The organism is Streptomyces venezuelae (genome assembly GCF_008642355.1).
GTDB classification, from domain to species: Bacteria; Actinomycetota; Actinomycetes; order Streptomycetales; family Streptomycetaceae; genus Streptomyces; species Streptomyces venezuelae_B.
This window is the reverse complement of record NZ_CP029193.1, coordinates 2,520,273-2,540,835: the sequence shown is the minus strand read 5'-3', so window position 1 is coordinate 2,540,835 and position 20,563 is coordinate 2,520,273. Positions and strand designations below refer to the sequence as shown.

23 protein-coding genes and 1 pseudogene are annotated in these 20,563 nt (G+C 71.1%); 11 read left to right on the top strand and 13 right to left on the bottom strand.

Annotated elements, in window-relative coordinates:
* Positions 1-4: 4 nt before the first annotated feature.
* Both DEJ47_RS11760 and DEJ47_RS11755 read right to left on the bottom strand, forming a co-directional pair.
* Positions 5-1,624 (bottom strand): ABC transporter substrate-binding protein, encoded by a 1,620-nt coding sequence (locus DEJ47_RS11760; RefSeq protein WP_150175571.1) that lies wholly within the window; start codon positions 1,622-1,624, stop codon positions 5-7.
* A 274-nt stretch (positions 1,625-1,898) separates the two neighbouring features.
* Positions 1,899-2,843 (bottom strand): LysR family transcriptional regulator, encoded by a 945-nt coding sequence (locus DEJ47_RS11755; protein ID WP_150167557.1) that lies wholly within the window; start codon positions 2,841-2,843, stop codon positions 1,899-1,901.
* A 102-nt stretch (positions 2,844-2,945) separates the two neighbouring features.
* On the opposite strand from DEJ47_RS11755, the gene DEJ47_RS11750 reads away from it, so the two are divergent.
* Together DEJ47_RS11750 and DEJ47_RS11745 are read left to right on the top strand one after the other, a co-directional pair.
* Positions 2,946-4,181 carry an MFS transporter gene (locus tag DEJ47_RS11750; protein ID WP_223828315.1) on the top strand — a complete coding sequence of 412 codons (1,236 nt, stop codon included), beginning with the start codon at positions 2,946-2,948 and terminating at the stop codon, positions 4,179-4,181.
* Between the two features lie 148 nt (positions 4,182-4,329).
* Entirely contained in the window at positions 4,330-5,613 is a 1,284-nt protein-coding gene (locus tag DEJ47_RS11745) for an aminotransferase class I/II-fold pyridoxal phosphate-dependent enzyme (protein ID WP_150167555.1), read from the top strand.
* 3 nt (positions 5,614-5,616) lie between these two features.
* On the opposite strand, the gene DEJ47_RS11740 is transcribed toward DEJ47_RS11745, so the two are convergent.
* From DEJ47_RS11740 to DEJ47_RS11730, 3 genes are all read right to left on the bottom strand, one after another.
* Positions 5,617-7,245 carry a PH domain-containing protein gene (locus DEJ47_RS11740; protein WP_398334063.1) on the bottom strand — a complete coding sequence of 543 codons (1,629 nt, stop codon included), beginning with the start codon at positions 7,243-7,245 and terminating at the stop codon, positions 5,617-5,619.
* Positions 7,242-7,757: a PH domain-containing protein gene (locus DEJ47_RS11735; RefSeq protein WP_150167553.1), complete on the bottom strand. Its 516-nt coding sequence runs from the start codon at positions 7,755-7,757 to the stop codon at positions 7,242-7,244. Before DEJ47_RS11735 ends, DEJ47_RS11740 begins: the two co-directional genes overlap by 4 nt.
* 65 nt (positions 7,758-7,822) lie before the next feature.
* Positions 7,823-8,500 carry an AIM24 family protein gene (locus DEJ47_RS11730; RefSeq protein WP_150167550.1) on the bottom strand — a complete coding sequence of 226 codons (678 nt, stop codon included), beginning with the start codon at positions 8,498-8,500 and terminating at the stop codon, positions 7,823-7,825.
* Between the two features lie 71 nt (positions 8,501-8,571).
* Here DEJ47_RS11730 and DEJ47_RS36850 point away from each other — a divergent pair, with 71 nt between their 5' ends.
* The gene (locus DEJ47_RS36850) at positions 8,572-9,378 is read left to right on the top strand and encodes an isocitrate lyase/phosphoenolpyruvate mutase family protein (protein WP_150167548.1); all 807 of its coding nucleotides are present in this window, start codon (positions 8,572-8,574) and stop codon (positions 9,376-9,378) included.
* A gap of 17 nt (positions 9,379-9,395) precedes the next feature.
* Here the strand turns inward: DEJ47_RS36850 and DEJ47_RS36845 are convergent.
* A pseudogene (locus DEJ47_RS36845) lies at positions 9,396-9,914 on the bottom strand (Scr1 family TA system antitoxin-like transcriptional regulator); the annotation flags it as partial.
* Positions 9,915-10,251: 337 nt separating this feature from the next.
* Between DEJ47_RS36845 and DEJ47_RS11710 the strand changes: the two are divergent.
* Positions 10,252-10,482 (top strand): hypothetical protein, encoded by a 231-nt coding sequence (locus DEJ47_RS11710; protein WP_398334057.1) that lies wholly within the window; start codon positions 10,252-10,254, stop codon positions 10,480-10,482.
* Between the two features lie 3 nt (positions 10,483-10,485).
* Here the strand turns inward: DEJ47_RS11710 and DEJ47_RS11705 are convergent, their stop codons facing one another.
* Entirely contained in the window at positions 10,486-10,755 is a 270-nt protein-coding gene (locus tag DEJ47_RS11705; protein ID WP_150167544.1) for a hypothetical protein, read from the bottom strand.
* A gap of 358 nt (positions 10,756-11,113) precedes the next feature.
* Between DEJ47_RS11705 and DEJ47_RS37610 the strand changes: the two genes are divergently transcribed.
* Genes DEJ47_RS37610 through DEJ47_RS11685 form a run of 3 tightly spaced genes read left to right on the top strand, consistent with a single transcriptional unit; the run spans position 11,114 to position 12,842 of the window.
* Positions 11,114-11,245: a hypothetical protein gene (locus DEJ47_RS37610; RefSeq protein WP_398334050.1), complete on the top strand. Its 132-nt coding sequence runs from the start codon at positions 11,114-11,116 to the stop codon at positions 11,243-11,245.
* The gene (gene recO, locus DEJ47_RS11690) at positions 11,242-11,994 is read left to right on the top strand and encodes a DNA repair protein RecO (RefSeq protein ID WP_055563156.1); all 753 of its coding nucleotides are present in this window, start codon (positions 11,242-11,244) and stop codon (positions 11,992-11,994) included. Before DEJ47_RS37610 ends, recO begins: the two co-directional genes overlap by 4 nt.
* A 26-nt stretch (positions 11,995-12,020) precedes the next feature.
* The gene (locus DEJ47_RS11685; RefSeq protein ID WP_150167542.1) at positions 12,021-12,842 is read left to right on the top strand and encodes an isoprenyl transferase; all 822 of its coding nucleotides are present in this window, start codon (positions 12,021-12,023) and stop codon (positions 12,840-12,842) included.
* Positions 12,843-12,925: 83 nt separating this feature from the next.
* Here the strand turns inward: DEJ47_RS11685 and DEJ47_RS11680 are convergent, their stop codons facing one another.
* Genes DEJ47_RS11680 through DEJ47_RS11665 form a run of 4 tightly spaced genes read right to left on the bottom strand, consistent with a single transcriptional unit; the run spans position 12,926 to position 16,114 of the window.
* A complete protein-coding gene (locus DEJ47_RS11680) occupies positions 12,926-13,381 on the bottom strand; it encodes a Fur family transcriptional regulator (protein WP_202456735.1) in 456 nt (151 codons plus the stop codon).
* A 17-nt stretch (positions 13,382-13,398) separates the two neighbouring features.
* Positions 13,399-14,289, bottom strand: a complete 891-nt coding sequence (locus DEJ47_RS11675; protein ID WP_150167540.1) for a metal ABC transporter permease — start codon at positions 14,287-14,289, stop codon at positions 13,399-13,401.
* Between the two features lie 23 nt (positions 14,290-14,312).
* The gene (locus tag DEJ47_RS11670; RefSeq protein WP_150167538.1) at positions 14,313-15,095 is read right to left on the bottom strand and encodes a metal ABC transporter ATP-binding protein; all 783 of its coding nucleotides are present in this window, start codon (positions 15,093-15,095) and stop codon (positions 14,313-14,315) included.
* Between the two features lie 32 nt (positions 15,096-15,127).
* A complete protein-coding gene (locus tag DEJ47_RS11665) occupies positions 15,128-16,114 on the bottom strand; it encodes a metal ABC transporter substrate-binding protein (protein WP_150167536.1) in 987 nt (328 codons plus the stop codon).
* Between the two features lie 197 nt (positions 16,115-16,311).
* On the opposite strand from DEJ47_RS11665, the gene DEJ47_RS11660 reads away from it, so the two are divergent.
* Positions 16,312-17,694, top strand: a complete 1,383-nt coding sequence (locus DEJ47_RS11660; protein WP_150167534.1) for a glycine--tRNA ligase — start codon at positions 16,312-16,314, stop codon at positions 17,692-17,694.
* Between the two features lie 75 nt (positions 17,695-17,769).
* Positions 17,770-17,988: a hypothetical protein gene (locus tag DEJ47_RS36835; protein ID WP_150167532.1), complete on the top strand. Its 219-nt coding sequence runs from the start codon at positions 17,770-17,772 to the stop codon at positions 17,986-17,988.
* Here the strand turns inward: DEJ47_RS36835 and DEJ47_RS11650 are convergent.
* Positions 17,918-18,769 (bottom strand): helix-turn-helix domain-containing protein, encoded by an 852-nt coding sequence (locus DEJ47_RS11650; protein WP_150167530.1) that lies wholly within the window; start codon positions 18,767-18,769, stop codon positions 17,918-17,920. The two genes, DEJ47_RS36835 and DEJ47_RS11650, sit on opposite strands and share 71 nt — an antisense overlap.
* 78 nt (positions 18,770-18,847) lie before the next feature.
* Between DEJ47_RS11650 and DEJ47_RS11645 the strand changes: the two genes are divergently transcribed.
* Positions 18,848-19,273, top strand: a complete 426-nt coding sequence (locus DEJ47_RS11645; protein WP_150167528.1) for a hypothetical protein — start codon at positions 18,848-18,850, stop codon at positions 19,271-19,273.
* 36 nt (positions 19,274-19,309) lie between these two features.
* On the top strand, positions 19,310-19,945 hold the full coding sequence (locus DEJ47_RS11640; RefSeq protein WP_150167526.1) for a class I SAM-dependent DNA methyltransferase: 636 nt from the start codon (positions 19,310-19,312) through the stop codon (positions 19,943-19,945).
* Between the two features lie 4 nt (positions 19,946-19,949).
* Here the strand turns inward: DEJ47_RS11640 and DEJ47_RS11635 are convergent, their stop codons facing one another.
* On the bottom strand, positions 19,950-20,540 hold the full coding sequence (locus DEJ47_RS11635) for a TetR family transcriptional regulator (protein ID WP_150167524.1): 591 nt from the start codon (positions 20,538-20,540) through the stop codon (positions 19,950-19,952).
* Positions 20,541-20,563: the final 23 nt, after the last annotated feature.

The window sequence follows — 20,563 nt, the reverse complement described above, 5'->3', positions numbered from 1 at the left end:
GCCGTCATACCCACTTGGCCTGCAGCAGATTGATCCCCGGATAGGGCTGGGCCTTGACGCCGGTGATCCTCTTCGGGTCCCACGCCGTCATGAGCTCGTTGTGCACGACCGGATAGAGCACGGCCTGCTGGGCGACGGTGTCGATGTAGTCCTGGATCATCGCCCGCTTCTTCGACGCCTCGGGTTCGCGGGTGGCCTGGTCCATGTCCCGGAAGAGTTTCTTCGCGACAGCGTTGTCGGCCCAGCGCGCGTAGCCCATCCAGATGTTCTCGGGGCCGTAGTTGTAGTGCATGATCAGGTCGGCGTCGAGCCCGAACTGGTTGGGGTTGGAGGCGGCGGCGACTACCTGGAAGTCCTTCTTCTGGTCGAGCTTGGTGAAGACGGCGGTGGTTTCCTGAGGGTCGAGGGTGACGTCGACGCCGAGCTTCTCCCAGCCGTCCTGGATGGTGGGCAGACAGTCGACGATCCAGCTCACGTTGACGGCCATGAGGTTGACGCTGAGCTTGCCGACACCGGCGTCGTCGAGCAGCTTCTTCGCCTTCTCCAGGTCGTACGCGTACACGGTCCTGGCGGGCCGGTAGGTGGGGTTGGACTCGTTGAGGAACGAGGTCGCCGCTCTGCCGTGCCCCTTGAGGGCGGCCCGGATCATCTTGTCGCGGTCTATGGCGTAGTGCAGGGCCTGCCGGACGCGGACGTCGTCGAACGGTTTGTGCGCGGTGTTGAACAACAGAAACAGGTTGTTCATCCCGGCTCCGCCCTCGACGGTCATCCCGCTCTTCTTCAGCTGCCCGATGTTGGCGTACGGGATGTTGTCGGCGATCTCCGCCTCGGCGCTGCCGCCGGAGATCTTCGCGACGCGGGGCGCGGCGTCCACGATGGTCAGCCAGTTCATCTTCTTGAACGCGGCCTTGCGGGGTCCGTTGTAGTCGCCGAAGGCCTCGAAGGTCGTGTTCGACTTCGGGTGGTGCGAGGCCATCGTGTACGGCCCGGAGCCGACGGCCTTGCCCTTGGTCGCGTCGTCCCAGGCGCCCGGCTTCGAGAAGACGTGCTTCGGCATGATCTTGGCGAGGGAGAGCCGGGCGACGCCGTCGGGGAACGGAAACCTGAGGATCAGCTCGACGGACGTGGCGCCGGTCTTCCGCACCTCCTTGAGCCACCCCGCGAAGAAGCCCTTGGCGAGGGTCTGGGTCTTGGGGTCGAGGATCCGTTCGAAGACGAACACGACGTCGTCGGCGGTGACGGGCTTCCCGTCGTGCCACTTGGCCCCCGGGCGCAGCGTGAACTTCCACGTCGTCGCCTTCGGGTCGTTCGGGAGCTCGGTGGCGAGCGCGGCGTACGGCTCACGGCTGATCGGATCGGTCCCGAGGAGCCCCTCGTAGATGTGCTCGTTCCCGGCCATCGCGAAGGCGGACGCGGTCTGGGTCGGATCCCAGCTGCCGTCGTTCCCGTACCCGATGACAGCGGTGAGCGTCGCGTCCCCGCCCTGCCCGCCGCCCCCGGTCTCGTTGGTGGACTCGGGCCCCGCGGAGCAGGCGGAGAGCGTGGTGGTGACGGCGGCGGCGGCGCCCAGCGCACCCGTGTACTTGAGGAAGGACCGTCGTCCCGGCAGGACGGCACGGCACATGGTCGGAGAGGTCAGATCGGTCACTGTTTCTCCCTTGCCTACCTGAGAGGTCCCACGTCCTACGTCATGGGTGGCGTGGCGACGATAGGAGGGGCGGGAGGGCCGGTCAAGGTCTCCGGCGCGGCGCCCCAGCGGTACTGGGCCGGATGGGGGGTGAGGAGGTCAACTCGGGCTACACGTACGGGTGTGCGGCGCTTCGTTGCGACAGGAGGAGGGGCTTCGGCGCGGCAAAGGTCGGATGATGTGACCGACCGGGAGGTGTGCGGATCGTCGGCTACAGCGGCCGTGTGTCGCCGCTGATGGCGGCGCCCAGTTCGCGCGCGAGCGCCACCGCGAGCGCACGGAAGATGTGCACCTCGGGGTTGTCCTCGTCCGCGCGCACCGCGAGGTGGCTGCTCTCCCACGGCGCGTCGATGATCGGTACGAACGCGGCGCCCGGCCAGGCGTAGTAGCGGGCGAAGGACCTCAGGCCCGACCCCGCGGCGCGGCCCGTGATCACACCGGTCAGCACTTCCTGCGGCGTCACCGCGTAGTCCGTGCTGCGGCGCCGGCCCTCCTCGCCGAAGTACAGGTAGTCCGTGAAGGGGCGCGGGGTGTGGCCGGGGACGCGGAAGAACGGGAGGGCGGCGACGTCCGCGAGCGTCGCGCCGGTCTGCCCGGCCGCCGCGAGCGGGGAGCGCTCCGGGACGACCACGATGCGCTGCTCCGTCGTCAGGACGTCGGCCACCACCCGCTCGTCGTCCGGGCCCGGACGGACGAACGCCACGTCCACGCGGTCCTCCGTCAGCGCCGTCACGTGCTCGGTGAAGTCCAGCTGGCGGATCTCGACCCGGACTTCGGGGCGGGCCCGCCGGTACGCGTTGATCGCCGCCGGGGTCAGTTCCGCCGAGCCGTGCCCCATGATGCCGACCCGCAGCGGCCGCCCCGCCCCACCGGCGCCGGGCCGCACCGCCTCCGCCATGTCGTCCAGCGCGGCGTTCGAAGCGGCGAGCAGGACCCGCGCGTGACCCGCGAGACGCACGCCCGCCGGGGTGGGCGACACCGGATTCGTGCGCCGGTCGACCAGAAGGGTGCCGAGCTCCGTCTCCAGGCGGCGCACATGCTGCGTCACGGCGGGCGGGGAGAGGAAGAGACGGGCCGCGGCCCTGCCGAAGTGACCCTCCTCCACCACCGCGAGGAACGACGACAGAAGTCGCAGATCGAGCGGTGCGGAGGACATGCGTACCAGCGTAGACCCGGAGGTCAGCGGCGTGCGCGTCGTCTTCACGAATCGTGAACGGGGGAGGCGGGCGCGGGCGCGGCGCGCCTACTACTGGGTGCCATGAGCAGCATCACCACCACTCCGCCCACGCCCCTCGCAGAAGGGACCCCCTCCGACCCTCCCCGCCGCCGGTACGGGCTGCGGGCGGCCTGGATCATGATGGCCTCCGGGTGGAGCGCCAACCAGTTCTCCGCGCTGCTCGGCGCCTACCGCTCCGAGCTCGGCCTCTCCGAGTCCGCCGTCACCGGCCTCTTCGCCCTCTACGTCGTCGGGCTCATCCCGGGCCTCCTGGTGTGCGGGCCGCTGGCCGACCGCGTCGGGCGGCGCCCGGTCGCCTCGACGGCACTCGCGCTGAACCTGCTCTCCACCGGCGCGCTGATGCTGGGGGCGGGAGCCACGGGGTGGCTGTGGCCCGGCCGGTTCGTCACCGGGGTGAGCGCGGGTGCGCTGCTCGCGGCCGGCAGTGCGTGGATCAAGGAGCTGTCCTCGGAGCCGTACGTCCACCTCGATCCGAGGACCGCTTCGACGGCCTCGCGCCGCGCCGGTCTCTTCGTCTCGGCCGGTTTCGCCTCCGGGGGTCTCGTGGCGGCGCTGATCGCCCGGTGGGCCGGGGCGCCGATGGTCACGGCGTACGTACCGCACCTGCTGCTCGCGGCAGGCGCGGGCCTCGCCGCGCTGACCGCGCCCGAGACGGGAACCCGGCACCGGGGAACGCACGCGGAGCGGCATCCCGGCGTCGGACGCCTCTTCCGGCGCGGCGTCCTCCCCGTCGCCCCCTGGGTCTTCGCCGCCCCCAGCGTCGGCTTCGTGACGCTGCCGGGCCTCGTGCACGGCGGCCTCGTCTACACCGGCGTCGCCACCGCCCTCGTCCCCGGCACCGGCCTGCTCGTGCAGCCCCTCGCCCGCCGCGTCGCGCAGCGGCACCGCCTCGCGACCGCCGTCGTGGGCCTGCTCGTCGTCACCGTCGGGTTCGGCGCCGCCGCACTCGCCGCGGCGACGGAGGACCCGACGACCGCCCTCGCCGCCGCCGCGGTCCTCGGCGCGGGCTACGGCTTCGTCCTGACGTACGGCCTCACCGAGGTCACCGCCCTCGCCCCACCGCACCGGCTCGCCCGCCTCACCGCGTACTTCTGGACGGCCGCGTACGTCGGGATGCTCGCGCCCTACGCGATGACGCTCCTGTCCGGCGCGGCGCCGCCCCCCGCCCTCCTGGGCGCGGCGGCCGTCCTCGCGGCCCTGTCCTGTGTGCTCCTGATCACGCTCCACGCCCGGCGTCCGGACCCGGCACGCGGGTAGCAGCGCAGCGGAGCCGCGGTCTCGCGGTGCGGTCGTGCGCGGCGCGTTCCCGCACCGGTACGTATCCTCGGCACGCTCCATCGATCGAATCCACGACGCCCGAAGTCCACGACGTCCGCCGAAGCGGCACCTTGCGAGAGGCACCACCATGACCACCGAGCTGAGCCCCGACGCCCCGGCCCTGGGCGGCCTGCTGGAGCAGGCCCGGAAGGACTACGACGACCTCGTCGCACGCGGCCTCTCCCTCGACCTGACCCGGGGCAAGCCCGCCCCCGAGCAGCTCGACCTCGCCGAGGAGCTGCTGAGTCTGCCCGGCGGGCGGCACACCGCCGCCGACGGCACCGACGTCCGCAACTACGGCGGGCTCCAGGGCCTGCCCGAGCTCCGCGAGATCTTCGCCGAGCTGCTCCAGGTGCCCGCCGACCGGCTGCTCGCCCTCGGCAACTCCAGCCTCGAGCTGATGCACGACTGCATCGTGCACGCCCTCCTCGGCGTGCTGCCCGGCGCCGAGTCGCGCTGGGCCGACCAGGAGCGCATCGCGTTCCTGTGCCCCGTCCCCGGCTACGACCGGCACTTCGGCCTCTGCGAGCGGTTCGGCATCGACATGATCCCCGTGCCGATGACGGCCGACGGACCCGACATGGACGAGGTCGAGCGGCTCGTCGCCGAGGACCCGGCGGTCAAGGGCATCTGGTGCGTGCCGAAGTACAGCAACCCCGACGGCGTCGTCTACAGCGACGAGACCGTGGCCCGCCTCGCCGCGATGCCCACCGCCGCCCCCGACTTCCGGATCTTCTGGGACAACGCGTACGCCGCCCACCACCTCACCGACGAGCCCGCCGAGATCGCGGACCTGCTCGCCGCCTGCGCCGCCGCCGGGCACGAGGACCGCGCGTTCGTCTTCGGCTCCACCTCGAAGATCACCGCCGCGGGCGCGGGCGTCGCCTTCTTCGGCTCGTCGCCCGCCAACGTGAAGTGGCTCCTCGCCAACAACCAGAAGCGGTCGATCGGCCCCGACAAGGTCAACCAGCTGCGGCACGTCATGTTCCTGAAGGACGCGGACGGCGTACGCGCCCACATGGAGCGCCAGCGCGCCCTGCTCCAGCCCAAGTTCGAGACGGTCGCCCGCATCCTCGAAGCGGAGCTCGGCGGGACCGGTCTCGCGACCTGGACGTCGCCCAGGGGCGGCTATTTCGTGACCCTCACCGTCCCGGACGGCTGCGCCAAGGAAGTCGTACGCCGCGCCGCCGAAGCGGGCATCGTGCTGACCCCCGCCGGCGCGACGCACCCGCACGGCGACGACCCCCGCGACGCCGTCATCCGCGTGGCCCCGAGCTACCCCGGCCTCCCGGAGCTCGATCAGGCGATCAAGGGCCTCACCGTGTGCGTGCGCCTCGTCGGGTACGAGAAGCAGGCTCGGGCGGCCCGCTGAGGTTCAACCGGACGTGTGCCGGGGACTGTGCGGGCCCGTCGTGGCCGGTCGCGCAGTTCCCCGCACCCCCTCGGGGCTCGGGCCCCGGACCAGGAACGGGCCGAGCAGGCCCGGTACCGCTCGCTCCGCGAACTCCAGACCCTCCGCCTCCCCCACGTCGTACGCCGCGTACGCCTGCGCGCCCGCGGCCGTCGTCGCGCTCAGCGTCACCAGGCCCGCCCGCCGTTGCAGCACGGACTGCTTGACGGTCCACCCGATGACCCCGCCACGCCGCAGCGCCACCGTGGAGCGGCGCAGGGTCCCGGACCGTACGACGAGGTAGTCGGCGTCGATCGCGTGCCCCAGACTGCGGTACGCGTCGCAGGCCAGCGCCACCGAGACCGGCACGAGCAGCACCGCCGTGCCCGCCCCCAGACACATGAGCACCCGCACGTCGAGCAGCGCCCCGAGCAGCAGCAGGACCAGGGCGGGCGCCAGCGACGCCGACACCGCCCACCGGATCCTGCGGGCCCGCGCCGCCCGCGGATGCGGGGCGAGCCGCACCGCCGTGGGCGTCACCGGCTCGCGCAGGACCTGCGCCGCCACCTCGTCGGCGAGCCGCCGGGGCGCGGCGGGCAGCAGCGTGCTCGGCCCCGCCTGGTCCTCCTCGTCGCGGCGCGACAGACCCGTGGCCACCGCGTCCAGGCGCGCCGCGCCCGAGAGCCGCAGGCCCAGCGGCTCCACCACGTCGACACCGCGCAGCCGCGCCTCCTCCAGGGAGACCGACCGGGTCGTCAACAGTCCGCGCCGCACCCGCAGCGTCCCGCCGGGCTCCCGTTCCAGGCGGTAGTTCCACCACATCTCGATCCACAGCCCGAGCGCCCCCACCGACCCGGCGGCGAGCCCGATCGCGATCAGCGCCAGCACCACGCCCGTCACGGACATCCCGCGGAACACGTCGCCCACCCACTCGATGACGTCCTCCTGCACACCGAACCACTCACTGACCTGCATCACCGCACCGCCCGCCGCCGCGGCGAGCGCGGAGGTCACGAAGGACAGCGGCGCGTACCGGATCCAGCGCGGGTCGAGGGAGGCGATCGTGCCCTCCACCTCGGACGCGCCGCCCGGCGCCGCCCGGCTGAGCAGCTCGTGCCGCAGCCGCTCGCCCTCCGCCCTGCGCACGGGCCGCAGTTCGAGCGTGGCCTCCTGGCCCGCGCTCTGCTCGCCCGTGCCTATGCGGACCTCCACCAGACCGAGGAGGCGGAGGAGCGGGTGGGCGACGAGGTCGACGGAGCGTATGCGCTCCCGGCTCAACGAGCGGTGCTTGACGAAGAGGATGCCGCTGCGCAGCTCGGCCCGCTCGGGTCCGACGCGGTACCGGCTGTGACGCAGCCGCAGCGCGTCGATGCCGACACCGCACCCGATGACGAGCAGGCTGAGCCCCACCGCCCAGGCGATCACGGGCCCCATGGCCACCCACCCCTGGAAGCTGAGGGTGATCGGCACGCCGACGGCGGTCACGACGCCGCCCGTCATCTGGACGGTGACGAGCAGCGAACGCGGGTCGAGCCGCCGCCAGCCGCCGTCCGCCCCGGCGTCGTCGGGGCCACCCGCTTCCGCCGCCGCCTCGGCGGTCGCGAGCCCGCTCACGTCGCGTCCCCCGGCGTCGCCTGGGTGACGAGCGCGAGCCGCTCCGCGAGCTCGGCGGCCGTCGCGTGGTCGAGCCCCTTGACCTTCAGGGCACCCCGAGCGGACGCGGTGGTGACCGTCACGGTGGTCAGCCCGAAGATCCGCTGGAGGGGCCCGCGCATCGTGTCGACGGTCTGCAGCCGCGACATCGGCGCGATCCGGCCCTCCATCCAGAAGAACCCGGTCCGCACGTACACCGCGTCGTCGGTGACCTCCCAGCGGTGCACCTTGTACCACCACAGCGGCAGCAGCACACCGACGACCAGCCCCGGCGCGGCGATGACGGCGGCCGGCAGCAGCAGCCAGAAGCGGGCCGGCGCGATGAGCGCGCCGAGCAGACCGAGAACGGCCACGGGCGCGGCCACCGTCAGCAGCAGCTGCGTGCGCCACCAGGCGACGGCGCGCCGGTCCAGGGGGTTGCGCGGCGGACGCAGCCGCAGATCCTGCTTCCGGTTGCCTTGGTCAAGAACCATGAGACGAAAGGTACTTGGCGCGCGTGCACGTCGGCGTACCGGCGGGCCCCGGTGAGGGCCATGGCTCAGTGCTGCTGCGGCTTCTGCGGAGTCGCCTCGCTCGGCCGCACGATGACGTACCCCTCGCCCTCCAGCTTCAGCTGCACCGCCTCGCCGGAGCCGCCGCGGATCATCGAGCCGATGGACTGCGAGCGGTGCAGGGAGGTGGCGAGGTGGGCGGTCCAGCCGACCACCGCGTCCGTGTCGACGTACACGGGCTGCTGCGGCGACACGGGGATCACCAGCGGCGTGCCCTCGCAGACCAGACCGAGGCGGCCCGCGCCGGTGAAGACGCTGTTGAAGAGGCCGCCTCCGGTCATGCCCGCGCCCTTCACCGTCTTGATCTCGTACGAGAGGGTCGCGTCGAAACAGAGGACGTTGCGGCCGTTGACGGTGAGGACGTCGCCGGGCTCGACGTCGACGATGAAGCAGTTCTGCGCCTCGTGCGCGAACCACGCCTCGCCCTGCCCGCGCACGGCCATCAGCGGCAGCCCCTCCCCGGTCACCGCCCGCTTGAGCATGCCGCCGACGCCCTGGCTCTTCCGCTCGAACTGCAACTCGCCCCGGTAGGCGATCATCGCGCCCTGCCGGGCGTGCATCTCGCCGTTGACCGCGTACTTGATGGACTTGGCGTTCTGGAGGGTCATGCCGGGCGCGTGGGCCGGCTGGGCCATGTGGTCGCTGGAGAACAAGTCACTCTTCATGCCCACATCTTGAGCCACACGTTGTGCCCGCGGAAGCGCAGCGCACCGCTGCGCGCCCTTACGGTCATGCCATGACGAAGCATGCGTACGACGAATTCCGGGCCCTGCACCACACCGACGCGCCCCTCCTCCTGCCGAACGCCTGGGACCACGCGTCGGCCGCGGCACTGGCCGCCGCCGGGTTCCGTGCGGTGGGCACGACCAGCCTGGGCGTGGCGGCCGCGGCGGGCCTGCCCGACGGGACGGGGGCGACCCGGGCGGAGACGGTGCGGCTGGCCCGGCGCCTGACCCGCCTGGACGCGCTGATCAGCGTCGACGTGGAGGGCGGCTTCAGCGACGAGCCGGGGGAGGTCGCGGCGCTGGCGGCGGAACTGGCGGAGGCGGGCGCCGTCGGCATCAACATCGAGGACGGCCGCGCGGACGGCACGCTGCGGGACGCCGCGCACCAGGCGGAGATCCTGGCGGCGGTGCGGGAGGCGGTGGGAGGCCGCGTGTTCATCAACGCCCGGACGGATACGTACTGGTTGCGGGGCGCGGGGAGGACGGCGTCGGAGACGGGGGAGCGACTGGAGGCGTACCGGGGGGCGGGCGCGGACGGGGTGTTCGTGCCGGGCCTGCGCGACCTGCGGTTGATCGCAGAGTTGACGTCGGCTTTGAGGAACACCCCGCTCAACATCCTGCACGCCGCCGACGGACCTTCGATGCCGGAGCTGGCGGAGGCGGGCGTCCGACGGGTCAGCTGCGGCTCGCTCCTGTTCCGCGCGGCGCTGGGGGCGGCGGTGACGGCGGTACGGGCCGTGGCGGACGGTACGGCGCAGGCGGAGGGCATCCCTTCGTACGCGGAGACGCAGGCGTTGGCGGGCGGATTCGCCCCGTAGGCGGCGACCATCGCGACGAACGCGGTCCACGCGCCGGGGCCGATCATCAGGGCGGGGCCCTCGGGGACCTTGCTGTCCCGTACGGGGACGACATGGGGGACTCCGTCGGCGACCTCGACGCATTGTCGGAAGTCCTCCGCCGCAGAGTCGATCAGGGTCAGGGACGCCTCCGGTGGCAGCGCGACGGCCCTGAGCAGATCGTAGGACGCCTGTACTCGCTTCACCACTGTCGGTTCATCGAGCAGGTGCGCCGAATGCACGCCATCTGTATAGCGCAAAGTACTCGCTAAAGAGTTGGTCCTTGATCAGCTTTCGCCACAACCGCTCGAAAAGACCGTCGGTTCTAGCACCGCATCAATACGTGGCGCCACATCCAGCTGAGATTTTCGCATCGCCCGCTCGAACCGGCCGATGTAGCCCCCTGAAACGAATACACGGACCCCCAGCGCCGACTGGCTGAGTCCCGCGTCCTCCCGTCTCCGCTTGAGCTCCGCGCCGAAGAACTCCCACGCCGCCTGCCCCGAACCATTGGCCATGGCCAACCGCCTTTCGCTGCCTCGCAGTTGTAGAGGTCAGACCCCTGCAGAGTGTAGGCCGCGTACGTCACCGTAGGGGCGAGAAGAGTGAAATCCGAAGGCGAAGGGGAGCCCCCGTGAAGACGGACGGAAAGCAGCACGCAGTGGCATGTATCGAACAGGCGGAGGACACCGTGAAGGAATTGCGCGCCGCACTCGCACGAGGGGGAAATACCTTGCCGTCACTGAGGATGGATCCCTCGTCGATCGCGAGGGAAACCCCGTGTCCGAGGATCGCATTGGGGGGTTGTTCGGTCGACGCGGCGGCACGACTCGCCGCCGTGCTGAGGAGTGCGCCATGAATGACCTGCCGCTGGAGCCGCCCGTAGGGGCGTACGTCGTGGATACCCGGAGCGGCCAGGTGGGCCGGGTGATGGGCCACGAGGGCCCGTACGTCCAGCTGCGCCCCTACGGGGGCGGCCGGGAGTGGGACTGCGCCCCGGAGGCGGTCCGCACGGCGACGACCGCGGAACGCCTGCGCGCGGCGACGGCATACGCGAACGCGAGGAGCCGGGGCGAGGTGACTTGACGGTCAGCCGTACCAGGTGATGTCGCAGACGTAGCAGACGTAGACGCGTTCGTGACGAGGCGCGGGCGGGAAGTCGATGAAGCCGCGGTCGCCGAGGAAGTCGAACTCGCGCAGTCCGCCCTCGCGATCGGTCGGCCTGCCGACCCGGACGGATTCAGGGCCGAGTGCCGCGAGCTCGGTGGCCGGCCGTTCGACCTCGGCGACGACGCCGGAAGGAACTCCGTCGGTGAGGTACTCCTCGCTCGGGTTCCAGTCCCGGGACCAGTCCGTCACAGACCGGCCTCCGCCTCCGCCGCGTCCCGAATGCGGCGGATCTCGACGATGGCAACCGCGGGGTCCTGTTCGGCTGCGTCCACCAGCCGTTCCAGTTCGCGCGAGCGGGCCCGCGCGCTGCGGATGGCGCTCGGTGGCTACGAAGACGGCCCACGAGTGGACGAAGGCGCGGAGGGGGGCCAGGCTCTGTGTCTGCTGGGCGTTCGTCGTCGCCTCGAACAGGTGCTGGGTGGTACGGATGGGACGTCCCTTCGTACGCTGCCGCTCCGCCGACGGAGGGAGCCGGCGTACGAGACGAACGGGCCCCGGACGCGCACCCCGGCCCGGGGACCCCCCGGCATACGGGAGAATGGACCCCATGAGTCTGTTCCGCGACGACGGCATCGTGCTGCGCACCCAGAAGCTGGGCGAAGCGGACCGCATCATGCTGCTGTCTCCCGGGGGGCCACCCCCGTACCCCCGGCCGCACACCCGTGGTGGCGGGCGATGAGTCTCTTCAGGGACGACGGGATCGTCCTGCGGACCCAGAAGCTCGGCGAGGCCGACCGCATCATCACCCTGCTCACCCGCGGTCACGGCCGCGTACGCGCCGTCGCACGCGGCGTGCGGCGGACCAAGTCGAAGTTCGGGGCACGGCTTGAGCCGTTCTCGCACGTCGACGTGCAGTTCTTCGCGCGGGGGAGCGAGCTCGTCGGGCGCGGGCTTCCGCTCTGCACGCAGAGTGAGACCATCGCTCCCTACGGTGGGGGCATCGTGACCGACTACGCGCGGTACACCGCCGGGACGGCCATGCTGGAGACCGCCGAGCGGTTCACCGATCATGAGGGCGAGCCCGCCGTGCAGCAGTATCTGCTGCTCGTCGGCGCGCTGCGCGTCCTGTCGAGGGGGGAACATGAGCCCCACCTCGTACTGGACGCCTTTCTGCTCCGCTCTCTCGCCGTCAACGGCTACGCGCCCAGCTTCACGGACTGCGCGAAATGCGGCATGCCGGGCCCGAACCGCTTCTTTTCGGTCGCCGCCGGCGGCTCGATTTGCGTCGACTGCCGGGTGCCCGGCAGCGTCGTCCCGTCGGCGGAGACGCTCACGCTGCTCGGCGCGCTGCTCACCGGCGACTGGGAGACGGCGGACGCGTGCGAGGCGCGGCACGCCAGGGAGGGCAGCGGGCTCGTTTCCGCCTATCTGCACTGGCACCTGGAGCGCGGACTGCGCTCATTGCGGTACGTAGAGAAAAGCACGTGAACAGCTAGGTAGGAGAGAGACCCCCCATGGCACGACGCGGAATCCTCGGACGGTCCCGCCGCGAGTACCAGCTGCCCGAGCCCCACCCCTCGGGCGCGCGACCGCCGAAGATCCCCGGCGAGCTGGTCCCGCGGCACGTGGCGATCGTCATGGACGGGAACGGACGGTGGGCGAAGGACCGCGGCCTGCCGCGCACCGAGGGGCACAAGGTCGGCGCCGAGCGCGTCCTCGACGTACTGCAGGGCAGCATCGAGATGGGCGTCGGCGCGATCTCGCTGTACGCGTTCTCCACCGAGAACTGGAAGCGGTCCCCGGACGAGGTGAAGTTCCTGATGAACTTCAACCGCGACTTCATCCGCAAGACCCGCGACCAGCTCGACGACCTCGGTGTACGCGTGCGCTGGGTGGGCCGGATGCCCAAGCTGTGGAAGTCGGTCGCCCGGGAGCTGGAGATCTCCCAGGAGCAGACCAAGGACAACGACAAGCTGACCCTGTACTTCTGCATGAACTACGGCGGCCGCGCCGAGATCGCGGACGCGGCCCTGGCCATCGCCGAGGACGTGAAGGCGGGCCGGCTCAACCCGTCCAAGATCAACGAGAAGACGTTCGCGAAGTACCTGTACTACCCGGACATGCCGGACGTCGACCTCTTCCTCCGCCCGAGCGGCGAGCAGCGCACCTCGAACTATCTCCTCTGGCAGAGCGCCTACGCCGAGATGGTCTTCCAGGATGTTCTGTGGCCGGACTTCGACCGGCGCGACCTGTGGCGCGCCTGCCTCGAATACGCGTCGCGCGACCGCCGCTTCGGCGGGGCGATCCCCAACGAGGAGCAGATCGCCAACAGTTAGGGACGCCCGTGTACGGGAGAGGGGCCCGCACCGTCAGGACGACGGTGCGGGCCCCTCTCCCGTACGCGTACACGTACGCACGCCTACTTGTTCGCGCACTCCTGGCACGTCCCGAAGATCTCCACCGTGTGCGCCACGTTCACGAAGCCGTGCTCCGACGCGATCGCCTCGGCCCACTTCTCGACCGCGGGGCCCTCCACCTCGACGGCCTTGCCGCAGACGCGGCAGACCAGGTGATGGTGGTGATCGCCGGTCGAGCAGCGGCGGTAGACCGTCTCGCCCTCACTCGTGCGCAGCGCGTCGACCTCGCCGGCGTCGGCCAGGGACTGGAGGGTGCGGTAGACCGTGGTCAGACCGACCGAGTCGCCCTTGTGCTTGAGCATGTCGTGCAACTCCTGCGCACTGCGGAACTCGTCCACGTCGTCGAGTGCCGCGGCCACCGCCGCACGCTGGCGGGTCGACCTGCCTCGAACCGGGGCTCCCACGGTTGCCTCCTCGCGTCTGCGCTCTGGTCTGGGCCTGCCGGGCCATTGTGCCAGGTCGGCCTGGACGCAGGTCAGGTCTTGGCCACCGGCTGGGCCGGTACCGAGCACTCCGCGGGATCACCGGCCGCCGCCGCGGCGGCGGCGGCCCGCGCTCTGCGCCTGGCCAGCGGCGTCGCGAGGACCGTGAGGGCGATGAAGACACCGATGGTCAGGAGCACGATCGTCGCGCCGGGAGGCACGTCCTGGTAGTACGACGTCACCGTGCCGCCGAGCGTCACCGCGATGCCGATCGCCACCGAGACCGCGAACGTCGCCGCGAAGCTCCGGGTGAGCTGCTGGGCGGCCGCCACGGGCACCACCATCAGCGCGGAGACCAGGAGCAGGCCCACGACGCGCATCGCGACCGTGACCGTGACCGCGGCGGTGACGGCGGTGAGCAGGTTGAGGGCGCGGACCGGCAGGCCGGTGACGCGCGCGAACTCCTCGTCCTGGCTGACCGCGAACAGCTGGCGGCGCAGCCCGACCGTGACGAGGACCACGAACGCGGCGAGCAGGCAGATCGCCGAGACGTCCTCCTCGGAGACCGTCGAGAGCGAGCCGAAGAGGTACGACTGGAGGTTCGCGTTCGAGCCGCCGGGGGCGAGGTTGATGAACATGACGCCGCCCGCCATGCCGCCGTAGAACAGCATCGCGAGGGCGATGTCGCCGCGCGTCTTGCCGTACCAGCGGATCAGCTCCATGACGACGGCGCCGACGATCGCGACCGCCGTCGCCATCCACACGGGGGAGGTGGAGAGCAGAAAGCCGAGGCCCACGCCGGTCATCGCGACGTGCCCGATGCCGTCGCCCATCAGGGCCTGGCGGCGTTGGACCAGGTAGATGCCGACGGCGGGCGCGGTGATGCCGACCAGGACGGCGGCGAGCAGCGCCCGCTGCATGAAGGCGTAGTTGAGGAGTTCCATGAGTGACTCTCGCGTCCTCGGGCTCAGGTGAGCAGGCCGGTACGGACCGGCTCCGCGTCGGCGGTGTGCGGGTGGACGTGGTCGTGCCCCGGCAGCGCGTGCTGGCCGACCGCGCGCGGGGGCGGGCCGTCGTGCAGGACGCAGCCGTCGCGCAGGACCACGGCGCGGTCGATCAGGGGCTCCAGGGGGCCGAGCTCGTGCAGGACGAGCAGGACGGAGGCACCGCCCGCGACCTGCTGGCGCAGGGTGGCGGCGAGGACCTCCTGGCTGGCCAGGTCGACGCCCGCCATCGGCTCGTCCATGATCAGCAGCTCCGGCTCGGAGGCCAGCGCGCGGGCGATGAGGACCCGCTGGTGCTGACCGCCGGAGAGGGCGTTCACGGAGTCCTTGGTGCGGTCCGAGAGCCCCACGAGGTCGATGGCGCGGGCGACGGCCTCGCGGTCGGCCTTGCGCAGGATGCCGAGGCGGGCACGGGAGAGCCGCCCCGAGGTGACGACCTCGTTGATCGTGGCGGGGACGCCGCCCGCGGCGGTGGTGCGCTGCGGTACGTACCCCACGCGGGCCCAGTCGCGGAAGCGGCGGCGCGGGGTGCCGAAGATCTCGACGTCGCCGCCGGTGACGGGGACCTGCCCTATGACGGTGCGGACCGCCGTGGACTTGCCCGAACCGTTGGCGCCGAGGAGGGCGACGACCTCGCCGCGGCCGACGGTGAGGTCGATGCCGCGCAGCACGGGGCGCGAGCCGAGCTCGGCCGTCACCTTGCGCAGGGATATGACGGCCTCGCCGGTGTCGGCCTTCTCATTCATGGCTCGTGCCTCCGTAGCCGCGGGAGTGGGGGTCACTTGGCGCCCAGGGCCTTCTGCAGGGCCTTGAGGTTGGACTCCATGACCTGGATGTAGTCCTCGCCCTTGGAGTCGTCGGTGATGCCCTCGACGGGGTCGAGCACGTCGGTCTTGAGGCCGGTGTCCTTGGCGAGGGTCTTCGCCGTCCTGTCGCTGACGAGGGTCTCGTAGAAGACCGTGGTGACGCCGTCGGCCTCCGCCATCTTCTGGAGGTCCTTGACGCGCTTCGCGCTCGGCTCGCCCTCCGGGTCGAGTCCGCTGATGGCCTCCTCGATGAGACCGTAGCGCTCGGCGAGGTAGCCGAAGGCGGCGTGGGTGGTGATGAAGACCTTGGAGTCGGTGTTCTTCAGGCCGTCCTTGAAGGACTTGTCGAGACCGCCGAGCTTCTTCACCAGGGCCGCGGTGTTCTTCTCGTACGTCTTCGCGTGGTCCGGGTCGGCCTTCTCCAGGGCCTTGCCGACGCCCTCGGCGACCTCGGCGTACTTCACCGGGTCGAGCCAGATGTGGGGGTCGGCGCCTTCGTGGGAGTGGCCGTGGTCGTGCCCTTCGTGCCCCTCTTCGCCGTGTCCCTCGTCCTCGTGCTCATCGGCGTGCCCGCCGACTTCGTTGCCGTGCTTCTCCGTGCTGGTCAGCGACGCGGCGTCGACCTTGGTCCCGATGCCGGACTGGTCGATGGCGTTGTCGACGGCGGGCTGCAGGCCCTTGAGGTAGAGGGCGACGTCGGACTCCTCGAGTTCGCCGCGCTGCTTGGCGGAGACGTCGAGGTCGTGGGGCTCCTGTCCGGGCCCGGTGAGGGTGGTGACGGAGACGTGGTCCCCGCCGATCTGCTCCGCCAGGTACTGCATGGGGTAGAACGACGCCACGACGTCCAGCTTGCCGTCCTTGTCGTCCGCGGCGGAGGTGGAGCAGGCGGTCAGGGCGGTGAGGCCGAGGACCGTGGCGGAGGCAAGGGCGGCGGTGGGTATCAGGCGTCGTACGTTCATGACACTCATTTTCAACAAATGTGGAAACGATTGTCAACAAGGTCTCCACGCGGGCCCTCGCGAGGGGTGCGCGGGGACGGGTACGGGGAACCGATTTGATTAGGGGGGTAAGGCCGCCGGTAACCTGAAGCATTCGCTCCCGAAGCCGTTGCTCCAGCAGCACTTGCTTCGCCCGCCGTCATAATGAAGAGAGCACCGTGGCCGCCGACAAGATCGACACCATCGTCAGCCTGAGCAAGCGCCGTGGCTTCGTTTTTCCCTGCAGTGAGATCTACGGCGGTCAGCGCGCCGCCTGGGATTACGGACCGCTCGGCGTCGAGCTGAAGGAGAACCTCAAGCGCCAGTGGTGGCGCTACATGGTCACCTCGCGCGAGGACGTTGTCGGTATCGACTCCTCGGTGATCCTGGCGAGCGAGGTCTGGGAGGCCTCCGGCCACGTCAAGACCTTCTCCGACCCGCTCACCGAGTGCCTCTCCTGTCACAAGCGCCACCGCGCCGACCACCTGGAAGAGGCCTACGAGGCCAAGCACAACCGCCCGCCGGCCAACGGCCTCGCGGACGTCAACTGCCCCAACTGCGGCACCAAGGGCCAGTTCACGGAGCCCAAGCAGTTCTCCGGCATGCTCGCCACGCACCTCGGCCCCACGCAGGACAGCGGCTCCGTCGCCTACCTGCGCCCCGAGACCGCGCAGGGCATCTTCACCAACTTCGCCCAGGTCCAGCAGACCTCGCGCCGCAAGCCGCCGTTCGGCATCGCGCAGATGGGCAAGTCCTTCCGCAACGAGATCACGCCCGGCAACTTCATCTTCCGGACCCGCGAGTTCGAGCAGATGGAGATGGAGTTCTTCGTCAAGCCGGGCGAGGACGAGAAGTGGCAGGAGTACTGGATGGAGCAGCGCTGGAACTGGTACACCGGCCTGGGCCTGCGCGAGGAGAACATGCGGTGGTACGAGCACCCGAAGGAGAAGCTCTCCCACTACTCCAAGCGCACCGCTGACATCGAGTACCGCTTCCAGTTCGGCGGCAGCGAGTGGGGCGAGCTGGAAGGCGTCGCCAACCGCACGGACTACGACCTGACCGCGCACTCCAAGGCGTCGGGCCAGGACCTGTCCTACTTCGACCAGGAGGCCGGCGAGCGCTGGACCCCCTACGTCATCGAGCCCGCGGCGGGCGTCGGCCGCACCATGCTCGCCTTCCTCCTCGACTCCTACATCGAGGACGAGGCCCCCAACGCCAAGGGCAAGCTGGAGAAGCGGACGGTCATGCGCTTCGACCACCGCATCGCGCCGGTGAAGGTCGCGGTCCTCCCGCTCTCCCGCAACCCGGAGCTCTCTCCGAAGGCCAAGGGTCTCGCCACGGCCCTCCGCCAGAACTGGAACATCGAGTTCGATGACGCGGGCGCCATCGGCCGCCGCTACCGCCGCCAGGACGAGATCGGCACGCCGTACTGCGTGACGGTCGACTTCGACACGCTGGACGACAACGCGGTGACGGTGCGCGAGCGCGACACGATGAAGCAGGAGCGGGTCTCCCTCGACCAGATCGAGGGCTACCTCGCGACGCGTCTCGTGGGCTGCTGACACTCTGTCCGAGTCGCGCCGAGAAGCCCCCGGTTCCGGGTTATGGAACCGGGGGCTTCCGTGCACACTGAGCCCATGCCTACGCCCACGGCCATGAGCAGGGTCAGACGATGGGACCACCACGGGCGCGAGCACGTCGTCCGGGTCCAGAAGGCGGGTGTGCTGCGGGAGTTGAGCTGCGGGACCTGCGGGTGGCGCAAGAAGGCGCAGTTCCTGCCGTGGCTCAAGGCCGAGGAGCACCTGACGCTGGAGCACCAGGCGACCCTGGGGCTCGGGGGGTCATCACGAGGATGACGGCGCCCCGCGGCCCCTGCCGGGTGTGCAGCAGGTTCATGCCGTACGAGCGGGGTGCCGGGTCCCGGTGCGAGGTGAGCCGGACCGTCCGCGGGGTGAAGTCCCCGACGGACCGGCAGGCCCACCAGTCGTCGAGCTCGGGCCGGGCGCTGCGCAGCCGCGCGGTGAGCCGCTCGAACGCCTCGTCGCCGGGGTGGCGGTCGGCACGGCTGCGCAGATGCCGGTAGAGATCGACGACGACGGGCTCCCACTCGCCCAGCACGCGCTGATGAGCCCCGTCACCGACGAGCAGGAGCAGCAGATTGCGCCGGCCGTCGTCGGGGAAGCCGGTGGGGTCGGGCCATACGTCGACGTAGGCGCGGTTCCACGCGAGGAGGTCGAGGGTGGGCCCGAGGACGACGGCGGGGCTGTCGGGCCAGCTCTCGATCATGTCGACGAGCCCTGGCTCGACCGCTGCCGGGACGTCGGCGGTCGCCACCTCGCCGGGGGCGAACCCGGCGAGGACGAGGGCGTGCCGGTGGGAGGCGTCGTCGAGGCGCAGGGCGCGGGCGACGGCGTCGAGCACGTGACGTGAGGTGTCCACGCGCCCCTGTTCGAGCCAGGTGTACCAGGCGACGGAGACACCGGAGAGCGCGGCGACCTCTTCGCGCCGCAGCCCCTTCGCGCGGCGGCGTGCGGTGTCGGGGAGCCCGACGTCACCGGGGGAGACGCGCTCGCGATGGGCGCGCAGGAACCCGCCAAGTCCCGACCGCAGCGCGGAGGTTGCCCTAGTGGTCGCCATGGCCCCAGCGTATGACCTGGAGTCACCCCCATGAACGCCTGGCTGGCCAGGGTCGCGGGGGAGGGCGAGCCTGAACCCATGACTGAGACCCCGACGATGTGGCGCCACCGCAACGACTCCACGCACCTGCCCGAGCCCCGCCCCCTCATCCGCGTCTACACACCGCCCGGCACGCTGGACTCGCTGGCTTCCTCCTACGAGCGCCTGCTCGGCACGGAACGGGACATGTGGTTCGCGTACCCGGAGAAGGGGCTGAACCTGGCCGTGGTCGGGGCGTTCCTCCTGATCGAGGGCGCGGAGGAGATCCTGGCCCCCTTCCGCGCGGTCGACGGCACACTGCTCGTGGACTCGGCCCAGACGTACCTGACGCGTCTGGCGGCGGAGGGCGCGGAGATCACGGACCCGCTGACCAAGGTCCCCACGGGCTCGGGCTTCACGGCCCGCCACCGGGACGGCACGGTGATCGAGTACGTGGAGCACAGGCCGACGGAGGAGGGCCTGTAGGACCGGCTGTCAGTGGCAGCCCCTAGGGTCCCGCCTGTGACTGACTCCTCCACCTACCTCAGTGCCACGGCAGACGCCTACGACTCCATCGCCACGGTCTACGCCGATCTGCCCCGCGACGACCTTCGCGCCCCTTCTCTGGACCACGCGTGGATCACCGCGTTCGCCGAACGGGTACGGGCCGAAGGCGGCGGCACCGTCGCGGAATTCGGCTGCGGGCCGGGCCCCGTGACGGCCCTCCTCCGGGACCTGGGCCTGAACGCGTTCGGCGTCGACGTCTCCCCGGCGATGATCGACCTGGCCCGACAGACCTACCCGGACATTCGCTTCGAGGTCGGCTCGACGGAGTCGCTGGCCCGGCCCGGCGAGGAGCTGCGGGGCATCGTGTCCTGGTACTCCCTGATCCACACGCCACCGGAAGAAGTGCCCGCGTATCTCGCGGAGTTCCACGGCGCCCTGCCCCCCGGCGGCCACCTCCTGCTCGCGTTCTTCGAGTCGGAGGGCGCCCCGGTCACCCCGTTCGACCACAAGGTGACGACGGCGTACCGCTGGCCGATCGACGACCTCGCGGACCTCGCCCGCCGAGCGGGCTTCACGGAACTGGGGCGGATGCTGCGGGAGCCGGGGGAGGGGGAGCGGTTCAGGCGGGGGCATCTGTTGATGCGGAGGTGAGGACTCAGTCCGTGCGCAGGCCGCGCAGCGTGAGGTCCAGGACTGCCGTGAACGCGTCCTCGATGCCCGGCCGGGACCAGTGGGACGCGTAGCACGGGTCGTGGAAGCGGGAGGTGGCGTCGAAGACCGCGCGGGCCGAGAGGGCGGGGTCGGGGGACGTGAAGTCGCCCGCTTCCACGCCCTCGTGGATGATCGAGGTGAGCTGGGACGTCAGGTCCGCGATGTGCGCGTCCACCACGTCACTGTTCTCGTCCACCAGGACCGAGTACGTGGCGAAGAGCTCCGGGTCGTCACCCGCCTTGTGCTGCTTCGCGTCGAAGAGGCCTGCGAGCCAGTCGCGGAGCTTCGTCTCGGGGGGCTCCGTGCCGGTCACGATCGCGGAGAGCGTCTGCGACGTACGGTCCAGCCAGCGCCGCGTCACCGCGCCGCGCAGCTCCGCCTTCGTGCGGAAGTGGCGGTACACCGTGCCGTGGCTCACCCCGAGCGCGCGGGCCACGTCGACCACCGTGGCCTTGGCCGCGCCGTGCCTGCGCAGCACCTCCTCGGTCGCTTCGAGGATGCGCTCGGGGGTCAGGGGAGCCGCGGTTGCTGCCATGGCTAGACCGTACCCGGGGGCGA

Excerpts from the sequence above, each read along its gene's own strand:
- DEJ47_RS11645 (WP_150167528.1), top strand. The coding sequence starts at position 18,848 with ATGACTGAGACCCCGACGATGTGGCGCCACCGCAACGACTCCACGCAC.
- DEJ47_RS11730 (WP_150167550.1), bottom strand. The coding sequence starts at position 8,500 with ATGAAGAGTGACTTGTTCTCCAGCGACCACATGGCCCAGCCGGCCCAC.
- DEJ47_RS11670 (WP_150167538.1), bottom strand. The coding sequence starts at position 15,095 with ATGAATGAGAAGGCCGACACCGGCGAGGCCGTCATATCCCTGCGCAAG.
- DEJ47_RS11650 (WP_150167530.1), bottom strand. The coding sequence starts at position 18,769 with ATGGCGACCACTAGGGCAACCTCCGCGCTGCGGTCGGGACTTGGCGGG.
- DEJ47_RS11665 (WP_150167536.1), bottom strand. The coding sequence starts at position 16,114 with ATGAACGTACGACGCCTGATACCCACCGCCGCCCTTGCCTCCGCCACG.
- DEJ47_RS11685 (WP_150167542.1), top strand. The coding sequence starts at position 12,021 with ATGGCACGACGCGGAATCCTCGGACGGTCCCGCCGCGAGTACCAGCTG.
- DEJ47_RS11710 (WP_398334057.1), top strand. The coding sequence starts at position 10,252 with ATGAATGACCTGCCGCTGGAGCCGCCCGTAGGGGCGTACGTCGTGGAT.
- DEJ47_RS36835 (WP_150167532.1), top strand. The coding sequence starts at position 17,770 with ATGCCTACGCCCACGGCCATGAGCAGGGTCAGACGATGGGACCACCAC.
- DEJ47_RS11760 (WP_150175571.1), bottom strand. The coding sequence starts at position 1,624 with ATGTGCCGTGCCGTCCTGCCGGGACGACGGTCCTTCCTCAAGTACACG.
- DEJ47_RS11750 (WP_223828315.1), top strand. The coding sequence starts at position 2,946 with ATGAGCAGCATCACCACCACTCCGCCCACGCCCCTCGCAGAAGGGACC.
- recO (WP_055563156.1), top strand. The coding sequence starts at position 11,242 with ATGAGTCTCTTCAGGGACGACGGGATCGTCCTGCGGACCCAGAAGCTC.
- DEJ47_RS11755 (WP_150167557.1), bottom strand. The coding sequence starts at position 2,843 with ATGTCCTCCGCACCGCTCGATCTGCGACTTCTGTCGTCGTTCCTCGCG.
- DEJ47_RS11675 (WP_150167540.1), bottom strand. The coding sequence starts at position 14,289 with ATGGAACTCCTCAACTACGCCTTCATGCAGCGGGCGCTGCTCGCCGCC.
- DEJ47_RS11635 (WP_150167524.1), bottom strand. The coding sequence starts at position 20,540 with ATGGCAGCAACCGCGGCTCCCCTGACCCCCGAGCGCATCCTCGAAGCG.
- DEJ47_RS36850 (WP_150167548.1), top strand. The coding sequence starts at position 8,572 with ATGACGAAGCATGCGTACGACGAATTCCGGGCCCTGCACCACACCGAC.
- DEJ47_RS11745 (WP_150167555.1), top strand. The coding sequence starts at position 4,330 with ATGACCACCGAGCTGAGCCCCGACGCCCCGGCCCTGGGCGGCCTGCTG.
- DEJ47_RS37610 (WP_398334050.1), top strand. The coding sequence starts at position 11,114 with ATGAGTCTGTTCCGCGACGACGGCATCGTGCTGCGCACCCAGAAGCTG.
- DEJ47_RS11735 (WP_150167553.1), bottom strand. The coding sequence starts at position 7,757 with ATGGTTCTTGACCAAGGCAACCGGAAGCAGGATCTGCGGCTGCGTCCG.